Source organism: Luteolibacter flavescens (assembly GCF_025950085.1).
Taxonomy (GTDB): Bacteria; Verrucomicrobiota; Verrucomicrobiia; order Verrucomicrobiales; family Akkermansiaceae; genus Haloferula; species Haloferula flavescens.
Map to the genome: position 1 here is coordinate 73,784 of NZ_JAPDDS010000013.1, position 20,116 is coordinate 93,899.

10 protein-coding genes are annotated in these 20,116 nt (G+C 65.3%); 5 read left to right on the plus strand and 5 right to left on the minus strand.

The annotated features are described in order from the left end of the window. Nucleotides 1-3 precede the first annotated feature (3 nt). Nucleotides 4-4,074: a non-ribosomal peptide synthetase gene (locus OKA04_RS19555; RefSeq protein ID WP_264502898.1), complete on the plus strand. Its 4,071-nt coding sequence runs from the start codon at nt 4-6 to the stop codon at nt 4,072-4,074. A 62-nt stretch (nt 4,075-4,136) separates the two neighbouring features. Then, nucleotides 4,137-5,015 (plus strand): hypothetical protein, encoded by an 879-nt coding sequence (locus tag OKA04_RS19560; RefSeq protein WP_264502899.1) that lies wholly within the window; start codon nt 4,137-4,139, stop codon nt 5,013-5,015. 8 nt (nt 5,016-5,023) lie between these two features. On the opposite strand, the gene OKA04_RS19565 is transcribed toward OKA04_RS19560, so the two are convergent. The 3 genes from OKA04_RS19565 to OKA04_RS19575 form a co-directional block, all read right to left on the minus strand. Beyond that, complete coding sequence (locus OKA04_RS19565; protein ID WP_264502900.1) at nt 5,024-6,460, minus strand: PP2C family protein-serine/threonine phosphatase; 1,437 nt, start codon at nt 6,458-6,460, stop codon at nt 5,024-5,026. Between the two features lie 15 nt (nt 6,461-6,475). Continuing rightward, the gene (locus OKA04_RS19570) at nt 6,476-7,012 is read right to left on the minus strand and encodes an STAS domain-containing protein (protein WP_264502901.1); all 537 of its coding nucleotides are present in this window, start codon (nt 7,010-7,012) and stop codon (nt 6,476-6,478) included. Nucleotides 7,013-7,099: 87 nt separating this feature from the next. Further along, entirely contained in the window at nt 7,100-7,531 is a 432-nt protein-coding gene (locus OKA04_RS19575) for a hypothetical protein (RefSeq protein ID WP_264502902.1), read from the minus strand. Nucleotides 7,532-7,660: 129 nt separating this feature from the next. Here OKA04_RS19575 and OKA04_RS19580 point away from each other — a divergent pair, with 129 nt between their 5' ends. The 3 genes from OKA04_RS19580 to argH are packed head-to-tail and all read left to right on the plus strand — an operon-like array spanning nt 7,661 to nt 9,828. Beyond that, complete coding sequence (locus OKA04_RS19580) at nt 7,661-8,161, plus strand: Fur family transcriptional regulator (RefSeq protein WP_264502903.1); 501 nt, start codon at nt 7,661-7,663, stop codon at nt 8,159-8,161. Between the two features lie 11 nt (nt 8,162-8,172). After that, complete coding sequence (locus OKA04_RS19585; RefSeq protein ID WP_264502904.1) at nt 8,173-8,427, plus strand: hypothetical protein; 255 nt, start codon at nt 8,173-8,175, stop codon at nt 8,425-8,427. A 57-nt stretch (nt 8,428-8,484) separates the two neighbouring features. Beyond that, nucleotides 8,485-9,828: an argininosuccinate lyase gene (argH, locus tag OKA04_RS19590; protein WP_264502905.1), complete on the plus strand. Its 1,344-nt coding sequence runs from the start codon at nt 8,485-8,487 to the stop codon at nt 9,826-9,828. 9 nt (nt 9,829-9,837) lie between these two features. On the opposite strand, the gene OKA04_RS19595 is transcribed toward argH, so the two are convergent. Continuing rightward, complete coding sequence (locus tag OKA04_RS19595) at nt 9,838-16,617, minus strand: hypothetical protein (protein WP_264502906.1); 6,780 nt, start codon at nt 16,615-16,617, stop codon at nt 9,838-9,840. 94 nt (nt 16,618-16,711) lie between these two features. Next, nucleotides 16,712-20,095, minus strand: a complete 3,384-nt coding sequence (locus OKA04_RS19600) for a vWA domain-containing protein (protein ID WP_264502907.1) — start codon at nt 20,093-20,095, stop codon at nt 16,712-16,714. Nucleotides 20,096-20,116: the final 21 nt, after the last annotated feature.

Genomic DNA, 20,116 nt, shown 5'->3' on the forward strand with positions numbered 1-20,116 from the left:
ACCATGAGCGACCCAACCCACGACCCGGCGACCCAAGCGCCCGAGGCCGCGGACGTGCTGGCCTTCCCCGCTTCGGTGGCCCAGCAGAGATTCTGGTATCTGGAGCTTCTCCAGCCGGGAGTGACGGCATTCAATGTCCCGATGCGCTTCCGGTTGGAAGGCCCGCTCGACGCGATTCTGTTAGAGAAAGCATTGCGAACGATCGTCGAGCGTCACGAGTCGCTGCGGACGCACTTTGAGGAGGATGGCGGGGAGCTGTTGCAGGTCGTGGCACCCGAGGCCGACTTCATCTTCCCCATCCACGACGTCTCCCATCTGCCGGAAGGCGAGCGACAGGTGGAGGCGGACCGGCTTGGAAGCATCGAGGCGCAGCGCCCGTTCCATCTCGCAACCGGCCCGGTCTTCCGTGCGGAACTGGTGAAGCTTTCCGACACCTCGCATATCCTGCACGTCTCGGTCCATCATGCGATGTTCGACGGCTCGTCGATGACGGTGCTGACCGAGGAACTGGCGCAGATCTACCAGGCCTATCGCGACGGAAAAGAGTGCCCGCTGGAGCCACCGGCGATCCAGTACGGCGACTACAGCGTCTGGCAAAAGGACTTCCTCGAAGGCCCCGAGATCGCCAGGCAGCTCACCTATTGGAAAGAGCGGCTGGCCGACATGTCAGAGCTCGACCTCCCCACCGACCGGCCGCGTCCTGCGGCGAAGACTTGGAATGGCGAGCTGATCTCCACCCTGCTGCCGCGCGAGCTGACGCAGCGCCTGCAGGCGATCGCCTCGCGGAATGGCGCGACCCTCTTCCATCTGCAGCTCGCGGCCTACAAGGTCCTGCTCCACCGCTATACCGGCATGACGGACATCGCCGTGGGCTCGCCCATCACCGGCCGCACCCGTGCCGAAATGGAACGGCTCATCGGCGTCTTCATCAATTCACTCGTGCTGCGCAGCGATCTCTCCGGAGATCCCACCTTTGAAAGCCTCGTTCGCCAGGTGCGCGACACCGCGCTCTCCGCCGTGGAGAATCAGGATCTCCCTTTCGAATGCTTGGTTCGCGAGCTGAAGCCGAATCGCGATCCGAGCCGCAATCCGATCTTCCAGGTGAACTTCACGCACCAGCGCTCGTTCGCGAAGGCGGGCAAGTTCGGCGGTGTGGAGCTGATCCCGATCCCATCCCGCTCGGCCGGTGCGATCTTCGACCTGCATTTCTTCATCGTGGAGCGCGCGGAAGGGTGGCGGCTCTCGTGCGACTTCAGCACGGACCTCTACGATCACGCGACGGCGTGGCGCATGCTCGGCCACTACCGGCAATTGCTGGAAGGCATTGCGGAGAATCCCCAAAAGAACCTCTCGGAGCTGGAAATCCTAACAAGTGAGGAGAAGGCGACGATCCTCGGCGAGTGGTCGCGAAATCCCATCACCGGGAGCGCGGAATTCATTCCGCCCGGATCAGCATCGGATTCCACGGGCGGAATGAATTCCGCCCTCCCAGTCACTACCATTCCAGCGTGGTTTCTCGAGACTGCCGAGAAGCATCCCTCACGCACCGCCCTCGTCTTCGGAGATCAGACAATCACCTACTCGCGGCTCCATGCCGAGGCGACCACGTTGGCGGCACGCCTGATCAATTCAGGCGTGAAGCCCGGCGATCTCGTGGCGCTTTGCTCGAAGCCTTCGCCGGAGATGATCACCGGCTTGCTCGGCATCCTGCTCGCCGGTGGCGCTTACGTTCCGATCGATCCGGATTATCCGGCACAGCGCTTCTCGATGCTGCTGGAGGATTCCGGTGCGCGTGTGGGACTCGCCACGCCGGGCCTCGCGTTTTCCTACGGCGACTGGAACGGCACGCTGCTGGAGATTCCGAAGCTCGGGAGCGCCGAAGCCACCACGCTTCCGCCCGTCAAACTCTCGCCGGAGCACCCCGCCTACCTGCTTTTCACTTCCGGTTCCACGGGCAAGCCGAAGGGCGTGCTGGTCCCGCATCGCGGCGTGACCCGCCTCGTTCGCGACAATGGCTTCATGCCGATCACGAGCGACGATGTCTTCCTCCTCGCCGCTCCGCTTTCCTTCGACGCCTCGATCCTCGAAATCTGGGGACCGTTGCTCAACGGCGGCACCCTCGTCATTCCCTCACGGGGCGCGGGCCTTGATGAAATCGCCACCGCCGTGCGTGAGAAAGGCGTGACCACGCTGTGGCTCACCGCGGGCTTGTTCCAGGTGATGATCGAGGAGCACGTGGACTCTTTGAAAGGCCTCCGCTATCTGCTGGCGGGCGGCGATGTCCTCTCGGTCTCGCACGTGCGCCAGGCGATGGCAGCGCTGCCCGGCACCACGCTCATCAATGGCTACGGGCCGACGGAGAACACGACCTTCACGACCTGCCATGCGATCCGAGACGAAGACTGCGAGCGCCTTTCGATCCCGATCGGCCGGCCCATCGGTGGCACCACTGCCTACATCCTCGATGACCTCGGCCGCCCGGTGCCTGCCGGAGTCCATGGCGAGCTCTTCACCGGCGGCACGGGCCTCGCGCTCGGCTATCATGGCGACCCGGCTTTGACGGCGGAGAAATTCATCTCGCATCCGCAGTTCGGACGGCTCTACCGCACCGGCGACCTTTGTCGCTGGCTTGCGGACGGCACCATCGAGTTCATCGGTCGCCGGGACCACCAGGTGAAGATCCGCGGCTTCCGGATCGAGCTCGGCGAAATCGAAACCGCGCTCGCCTCCCACCCCGAGGTGCGCCAGGCGAAGGTGGCGGTGCGCGGCGAATCCGCCGAGACCAAGCGCATCCTCGCATGGGCCTCGCTCGAGCAGGGCAGCCTGCTCGACCCGGTGAAGCTGGACGCCTGGCTCTCGGCAAGGCTCCCCGCCTTCCTTCGACCGGACAGCGTTACGATCCTCGACACCTTTCCGGTCACCGCAAATGGCAAGATCGACCTCGCCGCCCTGCCCGATCCCGCGAGGGCAAGCGCCGTGCAACGCCAGTTCATCCCGCCGCAGGGCGAGACCGAGCAGCGGCTCGCCGTCATCTGGAGCGAGCTGTTAGACACGCCGCAGGTCGGTCGCGAGGACGACTTTTTCGCGCTCGGCGGACATTCGCTGATGGCGCTGCGCCTCTTCTCGCGGATCTCACGCGAATTTGGCATCAGCCTGCCGCTGGCCGCGTTGCTCAGCCATCCCACCATCGCGCGTTTGTCGGTCCTGCTCGCACCCGAGGCGGCGGCCACCTCCGCCAATCCCGCGAAGTCCGGCAAGAAAGGCCACCTCGTCACCCTCTCCGACCGGGGAAATCCTCCGCCGCTCTTCTGCATCCATGGAGGCGATGGTGGCGTGATCTTCTACCGCGGCATCGCGGAGAGGATGGCGGGAGACTTCCCCATCCACGCCATCGAGGCGCTCTCGCTCAGCAGCAGCACGCCGATCGAGGAGTCAAGCGTGGAGGAAACCGCGGCGGCCTACGTGCAGGAATTGCTCGCGGTCCATGCGACCGGGCCTTTCCGGCTCGCCGGTTACTCCTTTGGCGGAGTGGTAGCCCATGAGATGGCCTGTCAACTTGTTGACCAGGGCCACACGGTGGAATTCCTCGGGCTCTTCGACACCCACAATCCCACCGCCCCCAACAAGCGCTACTCCCTGCCCGGCAGGTTCGGTGCCTTCTGGCAGCAGCAGGAAGACCTGCCCTTGCCTGCAAAACTGGAGCGCCTGCGGGCACGCATTGCTGAAGGCATATCCGTCCACCGCCAGGTGAAAAAGGAAGTCGGCGAAGCCATGCACATGGGACCCGCCGAGGCCCACAGCGACCTCCGCCGCGTGCAGGTCCGCGAGGAAAACTGGCGCGCGATGCAGGCCTACAAGCCGCGCCCCTACCCCGGGCCGATCACGCTTTTCAAGGCGATGACCCCGAGCGACAAGGTCCAGTGGCCTGCCGACTACGGCTGGAGTGCCATGGCGCTGGGAGGGCTCCGCATCGTCCCGGTCCCCGGCCGGCACCTCACCCTTTTCACCGAGGAAAACATCGGCCCGCTGGCGAAGGCCCTCGAGGAGGCCATCCATTCAGCCGAGGCCACCTGAGAATTTCTGTTCGCCACACGGCACGATCGCCGCTACCTGACCGCACCCCCTTGCTGTCCCCCATGACCCTGCTGCACCCCCGCACCGCCCTGTTGTTTGCCCTGCTCCCGCTCGGGGCAGAGGCACAGACCTACGTGGATCTGGATTTCTCAAACAATGTCCAACCGGCATTGCAGATGTATCCGAACAATTCCACGCTCGGTCCCTACTACTCTTCCGCCACCTCGATGGACTTCACGAATGCGGGGTCCTACAATGGCCAGTCGGTCGATGTTCGGGTGTCCCTGCTCGGACTGACCGATGGAGAGGGCTCGTCATTCCGCGAGTACAGCTCCTACCAATGGGTCGGCTGGATCCCGGACTACAACGACGGCTTCGGCAAAAAGGACCTCGGCGTTTACTACCGCTTCGGTGGCAACAACGCCCAGCCAACCGGCGGCATCGCCTGGTCGATGTCATTCTATCAGGGCGGCACGAATTTCGGCACCCAGGTGACACTGCCCGGCGTGCGCCTGCTGATCTACGATCACGACGGCGAGCCGCTGCAGTCCGAGTCGATCCGCGCCTTCACCGGTGACGGGCTCGTCGGCTACCAGACCCACAACAACAGCGGCATCACAGCGCTGGCCGAGGACGGCTCTTACCGCTTCAACTCGCGCGGCGTGGGCCATCCGGAGACGACCGCGGACGGAGGGATGCTTCTTTACTACGAGAATACCTCCTCGATCCGCTTCGACATGTTCAGCACGACCCATGAAGATCTCCCGCCACAGGATCGCGGGATCTTCGCCGGGTTCAGCGGCCATCCCGCCGTCTATGGTGGCAACACGGATAACTTCGGCAGCTACGTCGTGGTCCCGGAGCCCACGGCTCCCATCCTGGCCAGTGCCGCGGCGGCGACCCTGCTGCTGCGCCGCACCCGTCAATCGGCGAGCGCCTGAGTTGATACTCAGCGCTTCTCGATCGCCACGAGCGTCACGTCATCCATCTGGGGAGCACCGGCGGCAAACCGGGACAGCTCCCGCTCCACGGCACGGATCGATGCCTCCGCGCCGCGCGCCGCTCCCTCGCGGAAGGCGTCGCGCAGGCGATCCATGCCGAATTCCTCGCCCGCTGCATCAACGGCTTCCTTCACGCCGTCGGTGTGGAAAAGCAGGCAATCGCCCGGGGCGAGGTGGATCTCGTGGACCTTCGTGACCCGCTCGAAGACATCGCCATCGTCGATCCCGAGGGCAAGGCCCGGCGGCTTCAGCAAGGTGACGGACTTATCCGCCGCCCGGTAGATCAGGGCCGGATCATGGCCCGCGCGGACCACCCTCATCGTGCCACCATCGCCCTCGATGACGGCGTAAAAAAGGCTGATGAACATGTCCTCGCGGATGTCCGGGAAAAGCTGGCGGTTCACCAAGGCCAGCGCCTCGGCTGGATTTTCATGCACAGCGGCGACCGAGCGGAGCACGCTGCGGCACATCGCCATCAGCAGGCCGGCGGCCACGCCCTTGCCCGACACGTCCGCAATGACCACGCCGTGGCGGCCATCGCCGAGGTCGAAGTGGTCGTAGTAGTCGCCGCTGATGATGCGGGCGGGCTGGTTCGTCCCGCTGATGCGGTAGCCGGGCACCACCGGGTCACCCTGCGGCAGCAACACGCGCTGGACCTCGCGGGCATTCCTCAGCTCGCCCTCCATTTGGCGTTTCTCGCTGGCCTCGCGATGGACCAGCGCGCTGCCGATGGCGAAGGCAGATTGCTCGGCCACGCTGCGGAAGACGGCGAAGTCATTGGCCGTGAATGCGCCATCCTCGCGGATGCGACTGACAGCGAGAATTCCCAGGTCCTTCCCTCCATGCCTCAGCGGCGCGATGAGGGCCATCGTGTCGGGCCCGAAGTGGATCGCCCCGTCCCGGAAACCCGGATGGGCCTTCACCTCGGGGACAAACTGCGCCTCGCCCGAAGAATGGATCGCGCCCAGCATCCCTTCGTCCGACGCCACCTGCGTGAGGCGGAGATAGCTTTCCAGCGCGCGAGGATCTTTCGCCGCCCGCTCCCGGACGTCCTGCGGGATGGAAATCAGCGGCGGGCACTCGGCGGAGAGATATTTCGGCTGCAGCCGCGTGCGCGAGTCATCCAGCAGGTAGAGCGCACCGCCGCGCGCGGCGACGACCCGGTCCACGCCATCCACGATCAGCCGGGAAAGCCCGGTCATGGTGGTATTGCTGTCGATCGCAGCCCCCAGATCGTGGAGGAAGGCGAACATCCGGTGCTCCTCGCCCTCGAAGGCGGAGAGTTCCGCGCGCTTGGAGGTCAGCTCCCGTCTCTTCCGCACCAGAGCGACCGCCAATCCGGAGAGGATCAGGGCCAGCAAGGAATAGAGGAGGAGGTGTTCCATGGGCCGGCCGGCTGATCAGTCGGCTTTCCGTTCATTCTCGGCGACCTCTTGCTCGAGGATGCCGACCACGCCTGCAAATTTTCGCGCGTTTTCCTCGCTGGTGGACGCCAGCGTCTGATGAGCTTCCAAAATGTGCTTCGCACGCTCCTTCATCGTCGGAGAGTGCCCGGGCTTGTAGGGCTCCAGTTCCGCCCGGATCTCGTCGGCCTTGCCGCGCCAGACGGCCACCGGAGGGTCGATCTCAAGCAGGCAATCGAGTCCGAGGTCTTCCAAGGAGCTGCGGTTCCGCTCCCCCGCCCCGGCGATCTGGACCCCGCCCTTCGCCCCCAGCTTCGAGAGCCGGGCGGCAAAACTGGCGAGCTGCCCCATGAACGTGGAGTCCATGCCGGTGCAGCCACCCAGATCAATGACGATACATCGCTCGCCCTCAGCGATTCGCGACTCGGCACATTCCTTCATCACCGGACTGATGACGAAGGAGCCTTTTCCCTCGCAGCGAATCCAAGTGAAGCCGTCGAATACTCCGACCAGAATGGCGTTTTCAGAACTCACGTAAGAGGGACCGAACTTGCTAGCGACCGCCCTACTCTAAATTCCTCCTGCGGCCATGGTCAACCGTGCATCTGTAAGAAAACCGAGTTATTGCCACAGATACGAATGGCGGGATGCGATCTCCCGGCCCCCGCGATACATCGTGCAACGCCATGCCAGCACCCGGCCACCCTCGCGGTAGTCCTTGCCGAGGATGGCGAATTCGGCACGTCCGGAGGTCTCCCCGTCCGAAATCCGGTGCACCATCTTCTTCACCCGGCTGCCCGTGGAGCCCTGCTGGTACTCGAAAACGATCTCCCCGGCGTCCGGCGAGGAGGCCTCGTTCCACAGGATCGTATAGGTATATCCCATCCGCTCGCCCTTCTCGCCGACGCTGACGGCCCCGTGGAAGCGACGCATGCGGTCTCCGCGGATCATGGGGTCATCGCTCTCGGCCGTGCTCACGTCGCGGATGTGAAGCGGCCGGACATCGAGCACCTGCGGCGAGCCGCAGGACCACAGGGCCAAGGCCGAAATCATGACCGCGAAGGGCTTCAAGAGCTTCATCGACGTCATTTCATGCGAGCCGGCGGGCCTTGCCAACCCGCAAATGCTGACATCCGCGCTTCGTCCTTCCCGCCTGCGTGACATGTCGCTTAAAATCACCCCGTGGAACAGGCCATCCTCGACCGGCTCGACGCCTTCATCCGGAAAAAAGGGCTGCGGAAGACCCCGCAGCGCGACGCGATCGTGCGCACCGCTTTCGCCAATGATGAGCATTTCACCTCCGAGGAGTTGTTTGATCGCTCGCGCAAGGCCAATGCGGGCGTCTCCCGGGCCACGGTCTACCGGACCATCTCCCTGCTGGTGGAGGCCGGCCTGCTGCACGAGATCGACCTCGGCGGCGACCTGAAGACCTACGACCCAAATTTCGTCGACAAGCCGAGCCACAACCACCTCGTCTGCATCGACTGCGGGAAGGTGCTGGAATTCGAGGACTCCCACCTGGAGCTGCTGAACGACTGCCTGACCCGCCGCATGGGCTTCCGGCCAAAGCGCCAGACCATCAAGATCGAGGCCTGCTGCGAGCAGCTGCGCAAAAAGGGGGTCTGCCCGAACCTGATCACCGCACGGGTGACCGGCAAGCGACTGCCGACTCGGAAGCGCTGAGCTTTTTCCCGATGGCAACTCCTCCTCCCTTCCCCGTCGACTCTTCCATCCGGCACCGGATTTTCCATGGACAGGCTGCGGGAGGCATCCGCTTCAATACCGCGAAGGCCCTGATCGAGCGGATCGACGACGCCCATCGGAAGGCAGAGGAGTGGCTCCGCCGGCAGCCGGGGATCGAGGTCATCACCATTTCCAGCGGCTCTGCGACCGACGGGGGCGCTGCAAATGCCTTCTTCGTGACCGTCTGGTATCGGGAGATTGGCTGAACCGGACCGCCTTTTCCCCTTGCTTGCCATCCCGGCCTGCCCGCTACTTCCGCCGCCATGTGGAAAGGTCGTTTTGCCCAGGATACCTCCTCGCTTGTCCAACAATTCGGTGAGTCGATCAGCTATGACTGGCGGCTTTTCCCTCACGATATCGCCGGGTCCATCGCCCACGCGCGCGCCCAACTGAAGGCCGGGCTGCTGACCGCCGATGAATTCGGCGCGATCGAGAAGGGCCTGCTGGAGATCAAGGCCGACATCGAAGCCGGGACCTTCGAGTTCAAGACCTCGCTCGAGGACATCCACATGAACATCGAGGCGGAGTTGACCAAGCGCATCGGTGCTGCCGGCGCGAAGCTCCACACCGCCCGCTCCCGCAATGACCAGGTCGCCACCGACACGCGCCTGTATTGCCGCACGGAGATCGATTTCCTCGTGGAGTCCCTTTCCGGCCTGCAGGCCGCGCTGCTCGACCGCGCGGAGAAGTATGCCGCCACCGTGATCCCCGGCTACACCCACCTCCAGCGTGGCCAGCCCGTCACCGTCGGCCATCACCTCCTCGCCTACGTGGAAATGCTGGAGCGCGACAAGGGCCGCCTGACCGACGCCCGCAAGCGCCTCAATGTCTCCCCGCTCGGCTCCGGTGCCCTGGCAGGCTCGACCATCAACCTTGACCGCCGCGCCATCGCCGCGGAACTCGGCTTCGACGGCGTGAGCACGAACTCGATGGATGCCATTGCGGACCGCGACTACATCGCCGAGACCCTCTTTGCCACCGGCCTCTGCGGCGTCCACCTCTCGCGCCTCAGCGAGGACCTCATCCTCTGGTGCACCGCGGAATTCGGCTTCGTCACCTTCTCCGATGCCCACACCACGGGCTCCTCGCTGATGCCGCAGAAGAAGAACCCGGACGTCTGCGAGCTGACCCGCGGCAAGAGCGGTCGCCTCATCGGCAACCTCATGAACCTGCTCGTCGCCGTGAAGGGCCTGCCCCTCACCTACAACCGCGATCTTCAGGAAGACAAGCCGCCGCTCTTCGACTCCATCGACACCCTCAAGCTGATCCTCGCGGTGAATACCGAGATGATCGCCGCCATGGAGATCCGCGAGGAGCGCTGCCTCGCCGCGGCGAGCGATCCGATGCTGCTCGCCACCGATCTCGCCGACTGGCTGGTGAAGCAGGGCGTGCCCTTCCGCCACGCGCACGAACTCGTCGGCAAGGCCGTCGCCGAATCCGTGAAGACCGGCGTGCCGCTCGACAAGCTGGACCTCACGCAGATCGACTCCGCCTACACCGCGGACGCCAGCAGCGTCTTCAATCTCCAGCGTGCCCTCGCTGCCCGCACGAATCCCGGCTCGCCGTCCGTGGAGAACGTGCGGGCCGAGATTGCGCGATGGAAGTGAGACCCGCAATCAGGCCTTCCGGATGCGATAGAACGTCGTCAGCACCCCTGCGGTGAGGACGCACAGGATGATCCCGAAGGCCCAGCCGCGGGACTGCATCGGCTCGATGACCAGCTCCAGCTTCATCGCCTCGCTGCCGTCCACCTGCACGCTGCGCTTGAAAGCAAGCACTGTCCCGCGCTCCGCCATCGTCACGTCGAGCGCGGCCGGAGCGGGATCGGCGGCGAGCTGCTGGGTCACGATCCGGTTCGCGATCGCCTTCATCGCCGCGTTCTCGTCGATAGTGTTGCCTTCCAGCAAGCGGTCGAACTGCTGCGGATCATAGTTGAGGCTACCTTGGAGCAGCGGGTTCTCCTGCGCCGCCTGCTCAAGCTGCCCGTTCGCCGTCGCGACCTCCGCCCGGTTATCCAGATAGAGCCGCTGGCGCCGGGTATTCAGGGCCAGCGTCGCCTGCTGGGTCTTCAGGTTGTGAAGCTGCACCCGCGCGTCCTCGTTCGAGGCCTGGTCGAGGAGGCCGTTGCGGGCTGCCTTGCTCAGCGCCTGGCCCGCCTTGTCCTGTTCACCCGCGCGCATCCACAGGTTGGCCTGGTCGAGCAGAGCCACCGCCTCCTGCTTTCCAGCGGCACGCTGGCGCGAGACGAAGCTGCGGTAGTCTTCCTTCACGACGCGCCGCGATTGATCCTGAAGCTCGAAGTCGCCTTGATGCTTCGCGAGCTTCCAGCCTTCCGGCAGCATCACGCGCCAGGTGAGATTCTCCAGCGGCACGTCGAGCTTCGGTCCCTCGAGCACGGTGCCCTTGCCATTCACGGCATAGACGAAGCGCACGCTGGCTGGGCGATTCCCCTCGGGCGCGGGATGCACGTGGAAGAGCCACGCCGAGCCATCCTTCACGAGCGGCACGCCGTCTTCATTCACCAGCACGTTGTAGAGGTCCGCGCCTTGCGGCAGGTCCAGCTTTAGCGTGCCCTTCTCGGCCACGCGGACTTCCAGATCGACCGCGGTCAGCGAAGCGCCCTCCGGGGAAACGAGCGTGGTCAGATTCCCGCGCTCGACGCGGAGATCCTGTGTCTTCTCCAGCTCATGGCGCTTCAGCGTCACCGCGAGCGGGGCCTCCACCTCCGCCGCGCGGAATACCGCCGCCGGGGTCTGCGGCGAGAAGGCATCGCGGAGGGACTGGGGAACCACACCCCAGTCGCTGCGCTGCCACCCACCCGGGAGGGCGGGGCTCTCCATCTCCAGGCGCCCGCCGGTGCGCAGCGCCACGAAATACGATGACTGCCGTACTTCCACCGGCACCACTGGAGCGACCGATGCGGAATCACCCGCCGTCTGCTGGAACTCGATATCCACCGCCGTCTCGCCTGCGACACCACGCTGGAAGCGGATCTCCCACAGCCCCGGCTCGCCCTCGACCGGGACGAAGTCGCCCACCGCCGGGCCGCTGGCACGCACGGTCGCCGTCGCCTTTTCATCCAGGCCAGGCACCCTCACGCGCAGCACCTTCATCGCCGCATTGTCGATGCGATAGGCGAGCCTCACCCGGCTCAGCGTCTGCCCCTCGCGCAGCGTCACCTCGTGGAGCACCTGTGCGGTGACCCATGCATCGAGCTTCGCGACGGCGAGAGCGAGCGACCAGTCCGACTGGAGCAGCTTGAAGGCAAGCGCGCCGGGCCTAGGCACTCCGGCGTCCCGGGGATCAAGCTGGGAGACATTCGTGCGAGAGACCGCCCGCACCTGCAGGCCGCGCTCCGGCACCACCGTCAGCATTCCCGTCTGCCGCGTCGCACCGCGCAGCGAAACGCGGGGCACCGGCCACGATGACTGCGCGCCGGGGAATGGTGCCGCCAGCGAGATCGCGAATGCCTGCTCGCCGAGCGTGCGGCCGTTCAGGTGGAGATTCAGCAGCCTCACGCCCTCGACCGTGGACTCCGCCCAATGCGCCAACGCGGCACCCGTCACGGACTCGACTTCGAAGCCTGCGGGAATCTCGACCTCCAGCTTGAAGAGGCCCGCCCGCGTGATCGATGCCATCAGGTCCACCGCCAGCACCATGCGATCGTCGCCGAGCGAAAGCGTCTGCTTCATGTCCGCGCGAAGCTCCGGGGCGACCGGCGTGACCTTCAGCGCGAGCGATGCATCGCCGCCCGTGTGTCGATAGGCGCGGTGCATCACGGCGAGCGCGCGGCCCTCGCGATCGTGCGGCAGGAGCTGCACGCCGAAGTCATCGAGATTCACGGCGCTCATCCCCTTCGCATTCACGGCCTCGGACTGCGCCTCATCGCCGAAGCCCAGGCCTAACAGACCCACCGCACCTGCCGAGCCCTGCACCTTCACCGGCTCCAGGGTCAGGTCCACGGGGAGCGTGGCCGTGCCCCGCTGCGTGCCGATGGAGAATGCGAACGCCTGATCCTGTGCGGGCTCGATGCCCACCTTCAGCTCGTGCGTCTCCGGATTGAAGCGCCAGCTTCCCACCGGACCATCCGTCACATCACCCACCGTGAAGCCTGCGGGAATCAGCACCGTCAGCTCCTTCACGACGCCACGCGAGGGACGCACAGCAACACGATGACGCCCGCTGACGACACCCGGCCCGGGCAGGTAGAGGTCATTCGTCTCCACGAAGAACCGCGTCTCTTCACTGGTCGCATCGCGGCGCAAGGGACGGGCCTGAAGCACGATCTCATCCGCGGGCGCGAGCACCAGCTCGGCTCCGCTGCCCCCCTCGATCGCCATCGGCGTGACCTTGGCCGCGCGCTGCGATACGAATTCCCAGCCTGGCTGGTTCCAGCTCACCTTCACGCGCTGCACCGCCGCAGGCCCGGTGGGCAGACGCCATCCGCCCTGCGGCGCAGGAAGCGGCATCTCAAAGGTGGCACGGCCGGTCTTCTTCCCCTCGGCACTGGCGACGAGGAAGTAGGCCTCCTCCTCACCGTGCGCGGCCTTCACCACGCGCCATCCATCACCGGTGAAGCCGGTCAGCACCGTGGGCGACGTGAGCAGCAGCACACGCTCGTCCGCCTTGCCGCGTGCCTCCACATCGATCTCACCGGTCAGGCGACCATCCTGGATGCGCCATGACTGGATCATGGACTCGGCGGGCTGCAACTCCGCAGCCTGCCCGAAATCGGATCCCGCGAAGAACATCAGCGCGACCGTCGCCGCCACCGGCACGGCACGCTTGCGAAAGAGTCCGGCGATGCCCGGCAAGCCCTTGCCCAAAAGCAAGATCGCACCCAGCCCACCGAAGAAAACCACCGCGCCGAAACGCTGTGCCAGCACGCCGAGCCCGACCAGGACCAGCCCGCCCGTCACCGTCAGGGCCGCATGCTTGCGAGTCCACAGGCCATAGATCGCCACGGCAATCCCGGCCACCACGAGCAGCACGCCGGGCACGCTGAGCATCGCCTGCCAGGTCGGCACATTGCCAAGCTCCAGCAACACCTGCTTGTCGGACGGCACCACCGGCGCGGAATACTCCAGCGCCGCGATGTTTACCCGGCGATCGTGCATGGCCTTCCATCCCAACCAGCAGGACGCGACACCGGCGAAGAGAATCAGGATCACGCCGGGAATCCTCAGGCCCGGGAGGCGCTGCAAGAACCAACCGACCAGCGCGACCAGCAGTATCGAAAGAGCACCCATCCGCGCACGGGACACGACCCACTCCAGCCCCGTCTCCGCAAGCACGGGACGCACCGGACGCAGGCCGCCGCGGGGAACGAGCTGCCGGCCATCGTCCGCCGTCACCTTCCACTCACCGATCACGGTGGGCGCGTGCAAGACAGGTGCCGCCAGCTTCGGCGAGCGGGCACTGTCGCCCTTCGCACCGTAGCGCAGCACCACCTCGACCGGTTCATTCGGGTCGGCATTCGCTGGCAGCGGCACCAGGATCTTCTCACCATCCCGGCGGGCATTCACGGGCTGGCCACCCACCTTCGATTCCCACAGTTCGCCCTGTGGCAGGGAAAGCTCCAGCACGGTGCGCCCGCGCGTTTTCACGAAGAAGCGCGCATCGGTGACGACCTGTCCGTCGCGGGACACGTGGCTGGCGAGCTTCGCGTAGTCCACCACCTGGTCCTCGGTCTCGCCGGGATCGTACCAGTTGATCTTCATCCCGATCGCCACGTCGCCCGCGGTGTATTGCCAGGCGGCCAGCGTGGGCGCGCTGCTGAGCAGGCGGTATTCGGCGGGGAGCTCGGTGGCATCAAGCTTCAAGACGGATCCCTCGCTACGGGAGATGTCGTACTTCACCTGCAGCGGGCTCACCACCTGGATGTGGCCGCGCTCCGACTGCACGTCGAGCGGCCTCACCTCGCCGGGCGAGAGATCACCACCACGGGCACTCATCGGCTGGTCAAAGGTCACCAGCACCGTGCCCGAGCCGAGCAATGGCCGGGCGAGCGGGATGACCAGGGTATCGCCCTCGCGACGCCAGTCACGGCCGACATTCTGGCCGATGACGTCCACATTCCCAAGGCTCTCCGGCACATGGATGCGCCATTGGCTCACCGGGGCACCGACGACGAAGTAGTTTACCAGCACGCTGCCGGTCACCGCGCCTTCCTTCAGCGAATAGAGGTGGAAGACATCCGCCTGCACGCTCTGCCCGAGCGCCTCGATCTTCATCGTCGCGGCCCACTCCACCTCGCGGATGCGGAAGGCCTGCTGGAGGCCGGTCATCTTCTTCGGAAAGTAATCCACCGGGGTCTCCACGAGCCCGCGGACAGCACCGGGCACCGCACGATATCCCGCGGTGACCACCACACCGACGTAGCCGCGCGATGACTTTGCGCCGGGATGGCCGATGACCGGCAGCACCCAATCGCCCGCCGCAGCCGCCAGATTTTTCTCGAGCTTCACGGTGATCAACTGCCGGCCAATGACCGCCTGGCTGAAGAGGATCTTCAATTCGCGCACGCCATCCACGGCATCGCTCGCCACGCTGTAGTCGGCCACCGGCGCACCCTCCACCGAGGCCACGGCGAAGTCGGCAGGCACGGCCACGCTCCACTCGCGCAGCGGTGCCTCGCGGACGTCCAGCTCCAGCTCCGTGGTGATGCGGCGGTCGGTCTCGGCAAGCTCGTGCACGGTCACCTCGGTGACGCCCACCTCCGGCAGCACCTGGTCCGCGGAGACCTCGTAGTCATAATCGGCGGACGGGAAGCGATAGACGAACGACTGCCGCAGGTCCTCGTCCTGCTTCGCCCATGGGAATTGCGCCGGGGAAAGCTGCATCAGCCCTTTCTTCGCGGCGACCTCCAGGCGCACCGCGCCGTCATTCGACACGCGCAGGTAGCCATTATGGCGGAGCGCACCGAGCGGGGAGAATCGCGGCGGTGTGAGCTTCGCGGGGAAGACTCCCAGGGCAGCCTGCGCCTCGATCTCGATCTCGCCTTCACCCTCGATCGGACGGCTGAGCCGCACGTCCAGCATGCGTGCCCCATCTTCCTCCGCCACGCTCCATGCGAGCACCAGCCCTCCCCGCACCGCGAGGATCTCGCCTGCGCCATCGATGCGGATCTTCAGTGCATCCAGCTTGCCCTGCAGCACTCGGAAGCCGAGCCGCGAGTAGCGCCGCGCGAGTCCCGCGCCGACGCGTGTCTCCGCGATCTCGCTGCTGGAAAAAAACAAGGCTCCATCGCCTTCATCCCGGCCCGTCTTCCACGCGAGTCCGGCGCGGCCCGTGGCTGGGAGATAGCCGGTCCATGTCCCCTCGCGGCGCTCAGGCACCACAGCCTCGTCGGGCTTGAAGGAAACGCCTTCATCGAGTCCCGCGATCCGCACCGGCACCACCGCGCCGCCATGCACCTTGAAGTCCACGCCTCTCCAATCCCCCTGCCGGACGAGCGGAGCCTCGAAGGAAAGATCGATGGGGAAGCTCCCCTCACGCTCGCCGACCAGCTCATGGATGTAGTTCTCGCCGTCCTTCTTCAGACGGATGAACCAGCCTTCGCCGGAGGTAACTCCGCTGAGGGCCACGCCTTCCAGCAAGGTCATCGCTTCCCCAGCCTTCGCGATGCGGACCTCGCCCTTCAGCGAGAAGGACACGCTGCTCGCATCCGCGGTGACCTGACCGTCGAGCGTGGCATTTGCCAGTTCCACGGCCCGCGGTGCCGCGCCCTTCAGGTCCACCTTCACATTCAGACGCGCCGCGACACTGCCGCTGAAGCGCTGCGTCTCCGCATCGCCCAGCAGCGACTGGAGGCCTTCCACGAGCAGCACCCGTGGCGAGGTGGCACCATCACCGGACAGGCTGATGGTGGAGGCAAAGCCCACCGAGGCACCGGGCGCGGGCAGCAGCAGATCGACGGGCTGCTCCGTATCCTCGTGGAGCGAGGTGATCGTCACGTCGAATTCCTTCGGCGTCTCCGCCTTCGGATCGGCGGGCAACTCGGGCTTCAGGTCGAGGAAGCGGGCACCATCGGCCTCGCGGCGGACGGTCCACGTCTTCAGCCCCGGCCCCGCGACTCCCGTGATCTCGCCGGTGCCCGTGAGGCCGATGCTGAGGATCTCCGGCCTGCCCTGATGCACCCGCAGCTTCGCGGTGATCGTTTCCTCGATGCGGTCGATGCCCGCCTTGATCACCGTGTCCGTCTGCGCGGAGAAGAACAGCGGAACGGGCTTCTCCCGTTCGACGGGTAGCAGCACCACCTTCTCGTCCTGCGCAGGAGCGAGGCTGCCTAACAGCATAACGCACGCGGCGAGCCAACGGCGGAGCCGGTGAGGTGCGGCGACAGGTCGGTCGCCGCGCGATGGGGAGAGATCCTGGAGAGTCCGGGAGTAGTTCATGACATGAGAGGATGCGGAGAGAGAACGCCGCCGGATGACCGGCGACGGGTAAAATGTAGGTAAAAACCCGCGGCAAGCGGCTGCGGCCACGGGGTCACTTCAGATGACCGATCATCGACTCCAGATCGGCGACGGGCTTGCTGCCGGCATAGCGGGCCTTCACCTTCGCCATCACGGGGGCGAGCTGCTGGAAATCCACGGCATCGGCCAGCGGGGCGCGGCGCAGCTTCTCGGCTGCAAGGGCGGATAGGCCGGCGAGCTGGATGGAGGGCGATGCCTGGTCGAATGCCGGAGCCTGCGCGTCGTAGGGAATCGTCCAGGTCCGCTCGACCATCTGGCCGCTGGCGACATCGCGGAAGCGCACGCTGACCTCGCCGACCTCGCCCTCGCCCCGCGGCAGGGTCTCGATCTGATAGAGCGCATTGCCCGCCTCCTCCGCGGCCATCTCCGCGGCATCCACTGCGTCATTGCGGAAGTCTTCCTTCTCCAGCCGATGCTCCTCGAAGCCGATCAGCTTGTATTTCGCGACGCGCGCCGGATTGAAGCGCACCTGCACCTTCACGTTTTCCGCGGCGGGGCGGAAGGCACCGGCGAGTTGCTTGGCAAAGCTCGCGTCCGCCTCCTCCGCGCTGTCCACGATGTAGTAGCGGCCATTGCCATTCCGCGTCAGACGCTCCAGCAGCTTGTCATTGAGACCGTCGGCCCCGAAGCCCGCGGCGTCGAAGGCGATGCCATTCTGCCGCATCTGCTCGACCTTCGCCTGCAGCGTCTCCGGCTTCGCATCGCCGAGATTCGCCGCGCCATCGGTGAAGAGGACGATGCGGTTCTGCGCCGCCGGGTTGAACTGCCGCATGGCAAGCTCTTCACCGAGCTTCAGGCCTTCCTCCAGGTTCGTGCCGCCTTCGGAAGGAGTCTGCGCGAAGATCCCATTGAGCTCCTGCGCGCGGTTCCCCGGCAGGCGGTCCACCAGCAGGCGCGGCTGGCGGGCGAAGCCGATCACGCTGACCGTATCGCCTTCCTTCAGCAGGCCGGAGAGTTCGCGGACCGCATTCGCGAGTCCGGCATTGCGGTCCTCGCGCTCCATCGAGCCGGAGCTGTCGAGCAGCAGCGTCAGATTGAGCGGCGTCGAGCCACCGCGGCCTTGCGATCCGGTCTTCACGCCGATGCGCATCAGATTCCGCTGCGGCAATGCCGGGTGCGCCGACTGCTCCACCGCGCAAACCACCGGCTCGCCATTCGCCGGAGCGGGATCGCCGTAGTCGAAGCCATTGTAGAATTCCTCCGGCCGGATGCCATCCGGTGCCGGGACGTCCCCGCGCTCCAGCGCTGCCTTCGCCATCTTGAAGGACGCATCGCTGACATGAAGCGAGAAGGTGGAAAAGGGCTCGGCGGAGGTCTGGGTCTCGGCCTTGAGTTCCACCGCGGGTGCGTCCTTCTTCTCCTGCTGGGAAACCTCGGCCTTCTCCTCGGGCTTGGGCGCTTCTCCCGATTTCTCCGCAGCTTCTTCGGTCGATGGAGGAACGGGCAGCTCCCAAGCCCGGTCCACTTCGGCTAGAAGCGTGGCGCGGGTCTGGTCGTAAGCCGCGCGATAGTAATCTTCGCGAGCTTTAGCCACCGTCTCGATGCCACGTCGGGCCGCTTTGTTGTAGGGGTCAATGCGTAGCACTTCCTCGTAGGACTTGTTCGCATCATCGAACCTGCCGAGATGGTAGTGCCCCTCGGCGATGTAGAGGTTGCGACGGATGTCGTCGGGGTTCTGTTCATGCTCTTCGATGAGAGCCGGATTGTTTCGGATCGGATCATCCACGAACCCGTCCTGCGTCTGGTCCTTCGCATTTTTAGCCAACTCGCCCATCACCGAGAGATCCGTAAAGTCGCCGGTTTGGGCGACTTCGTTACCCGGTGAGTAGCGATAGCCGTTAGCCTGATTCACCGAACGCTTCGAATCGAAAGCTCCTGCGATCTCACCACCTTCAAGGATGGCATCGATGTTATTGCGATTGATCGCACCCGCACCGGAACGATTGCCAGCGGTTGCGATTCCGTTCACCTCGCCATTTGGAGCGGCAGGTTTATCCGTGGAATCCCGGCGAGTGCCGAAGAAGGACAGGTCGCTTTTCAGGCCACTAGCCTGAGAATCCGCCAGCAACGACGACCTCTCCGCTGGCTGTTCCGGAGATGCTGCATCCGCATAGGGGTCCACGCTTCCCCCGGCGATGCCCAGCTCCGCCGGGCGATCCGCTGGCGCAAAGCCATCCATAGCCGCGGCAGGGGCCTCCTTCCGGAAGCGCGATGCGATTTCAGGCTGGGTTCCGTCACGCAGTTCCGATTTGCCCGCGAAGGCATCGTTGTCCGCGAGTTCCTTCGCTGTGTCGGGGAGGGCCGCATTCGCAGGTGCCGGGGAGGCAGTCTCCGAGCGCGGCATGTTCGACCGGCCCTGCGCCTGCAATGCGGGCTTGGAGGTGTAGGGACTACTTTGGGAAAGGTGGAGATAAGAAGACGCCGGCTTTTTCACCGGTGGTCCCGATGGCCTGGACTTGCTGCGCGCCGTGCTCTCGTCCGACAAGCTGGCCAAGGAATCATCCTCGGCTGTAATGCGTAAGGCTTTGGATTCTCTCGCGGCGATCAGCGGAGCGGAGGACGGCACGACCTCAGCAGCCGGGGCTGCCTGAGCGAACTCCCCTTCCGAGAGCTGCATCGCCATTTCTTCCGTCACCAGCTTCCGTTTGAGCTCAAGCAAAACCTGCTGGCTGCTCTCGAAGTCAGTCTTGGCATCCGCGACACTCTGATTTGCTACCTTGCTCTTTAAGGCATCAGTCGCGTCGTGCGCTTCAATCCTGCCCATTTCGTCCAATGAGCGCCCGTTACCGTCGGGAAAAAAAGCGATCCTCTCGTCACGATTGAAGTGAGCCAAGAACTTCCGCTTGTCATCCACCTTGTCCTGCTGAGCCACGACGGCCTTGCGAAGTTCTTCCAGTGCCTGCAAGCGATCTTCGCGGGACGGGCCCCGCTCCATGACCTCGGCTGACGACTGCATGGCGAACGCCTCCGTGGAGGACTTGCCCACGGAATTCATCAGCGTCCAGCCGCCGAAGCTCACGACGGTGCATGCCGCGATGGCCAGCAGGGCCTGGCGGCCGGTGCGGCGGATCGACGCGCGCTTCCTTGCGGTGCGGATGGCATCTTCTTCCCCGTCGGAATCTTCGTCGGTCAGGTCAACCGGCTTCTCCAGCAGCTCCTCGATCTTCACGCGCTTTTCCGCGGGCAGCTTCCACTCGTCGTCGGGGCCGGCCTTCCGGTCCTCCGTGATGAATGCGTGCAGCACCCGCAGGCGCTGCTCGAACAATCGCGCACCGGCATCCCGGGCGCAGATCTCCTCCAGCTCCGCCGCTTCGAACGGCGAGGCCTCGCCCAATACCCACGCGGTGATCCGCGCCTCCAGCGCAGCGTCACCCACCGGGTTCAGTGGCTTGTCCATGTCATCGTTCATAGGATTGTT

Excerpts from the sequence above, each read along its gene's own strand:
- OKA04_RS19600 (WP_264502907.1), bottom strand. The coding sequence starts at position 20,095 with ATGGACAAGCCACTGAACCCGGTGGGTGACGCTGCGCTGGAGGCGCGG.
- argH (WP_264502905.1), top strand. The coding sequence starts at position 8,485 with ATGTGGAAAGGTCGTTTTGCCCAGGATACCTCCTCGCTTGTCCAACAA.
- OKA04_RS19595 (WP_264502906.1), bottom strand. The coding sequence starts at position 16,617 with ATGAACTACTCCCGGACTCTCCAGGATCTCTCCCCATCGCGCGGCGAC.
- OKA04_RS19575 (WP_264502902.1), bottom strand. The coding sequence starts at position 7,531 with ATGATTTCGGCCTTGGCCCTGTGGTCCTGCGGCTCGCCGCAGGTGCTC.
- OKA04_RS19560 (WP_264502899.1), top strand. The coding sequence starts at position 4,137 with ATGACCCTGCTGCACCCCCGCACCGCCCTGTTGTTTGCCCTGCTCCCG.
- OKA04_RS19585 (WP_264502904.1), top strand. The coding sequence starts at position 8,173 with ATGGCAACTCCTCCTCCCTTCCCCGTCGACTCTTCCATCCGGCACCGG.
- OKA04_RS19565 (WP_264502900.1), bottom strand. The coding sequence starts at position 6,460 with ATGGAACACCTCCTCCTCTATTCCTTGCTGGCCCTGATCCTCTCCGGA.
- OKA04_RS19555 (WP_264502898.1), top strand. The coding sequence starts at position 4 with ATGAGCGACCCAACCCACGACCCGGCGACCCAAGCGCCCGAGGCCGCG.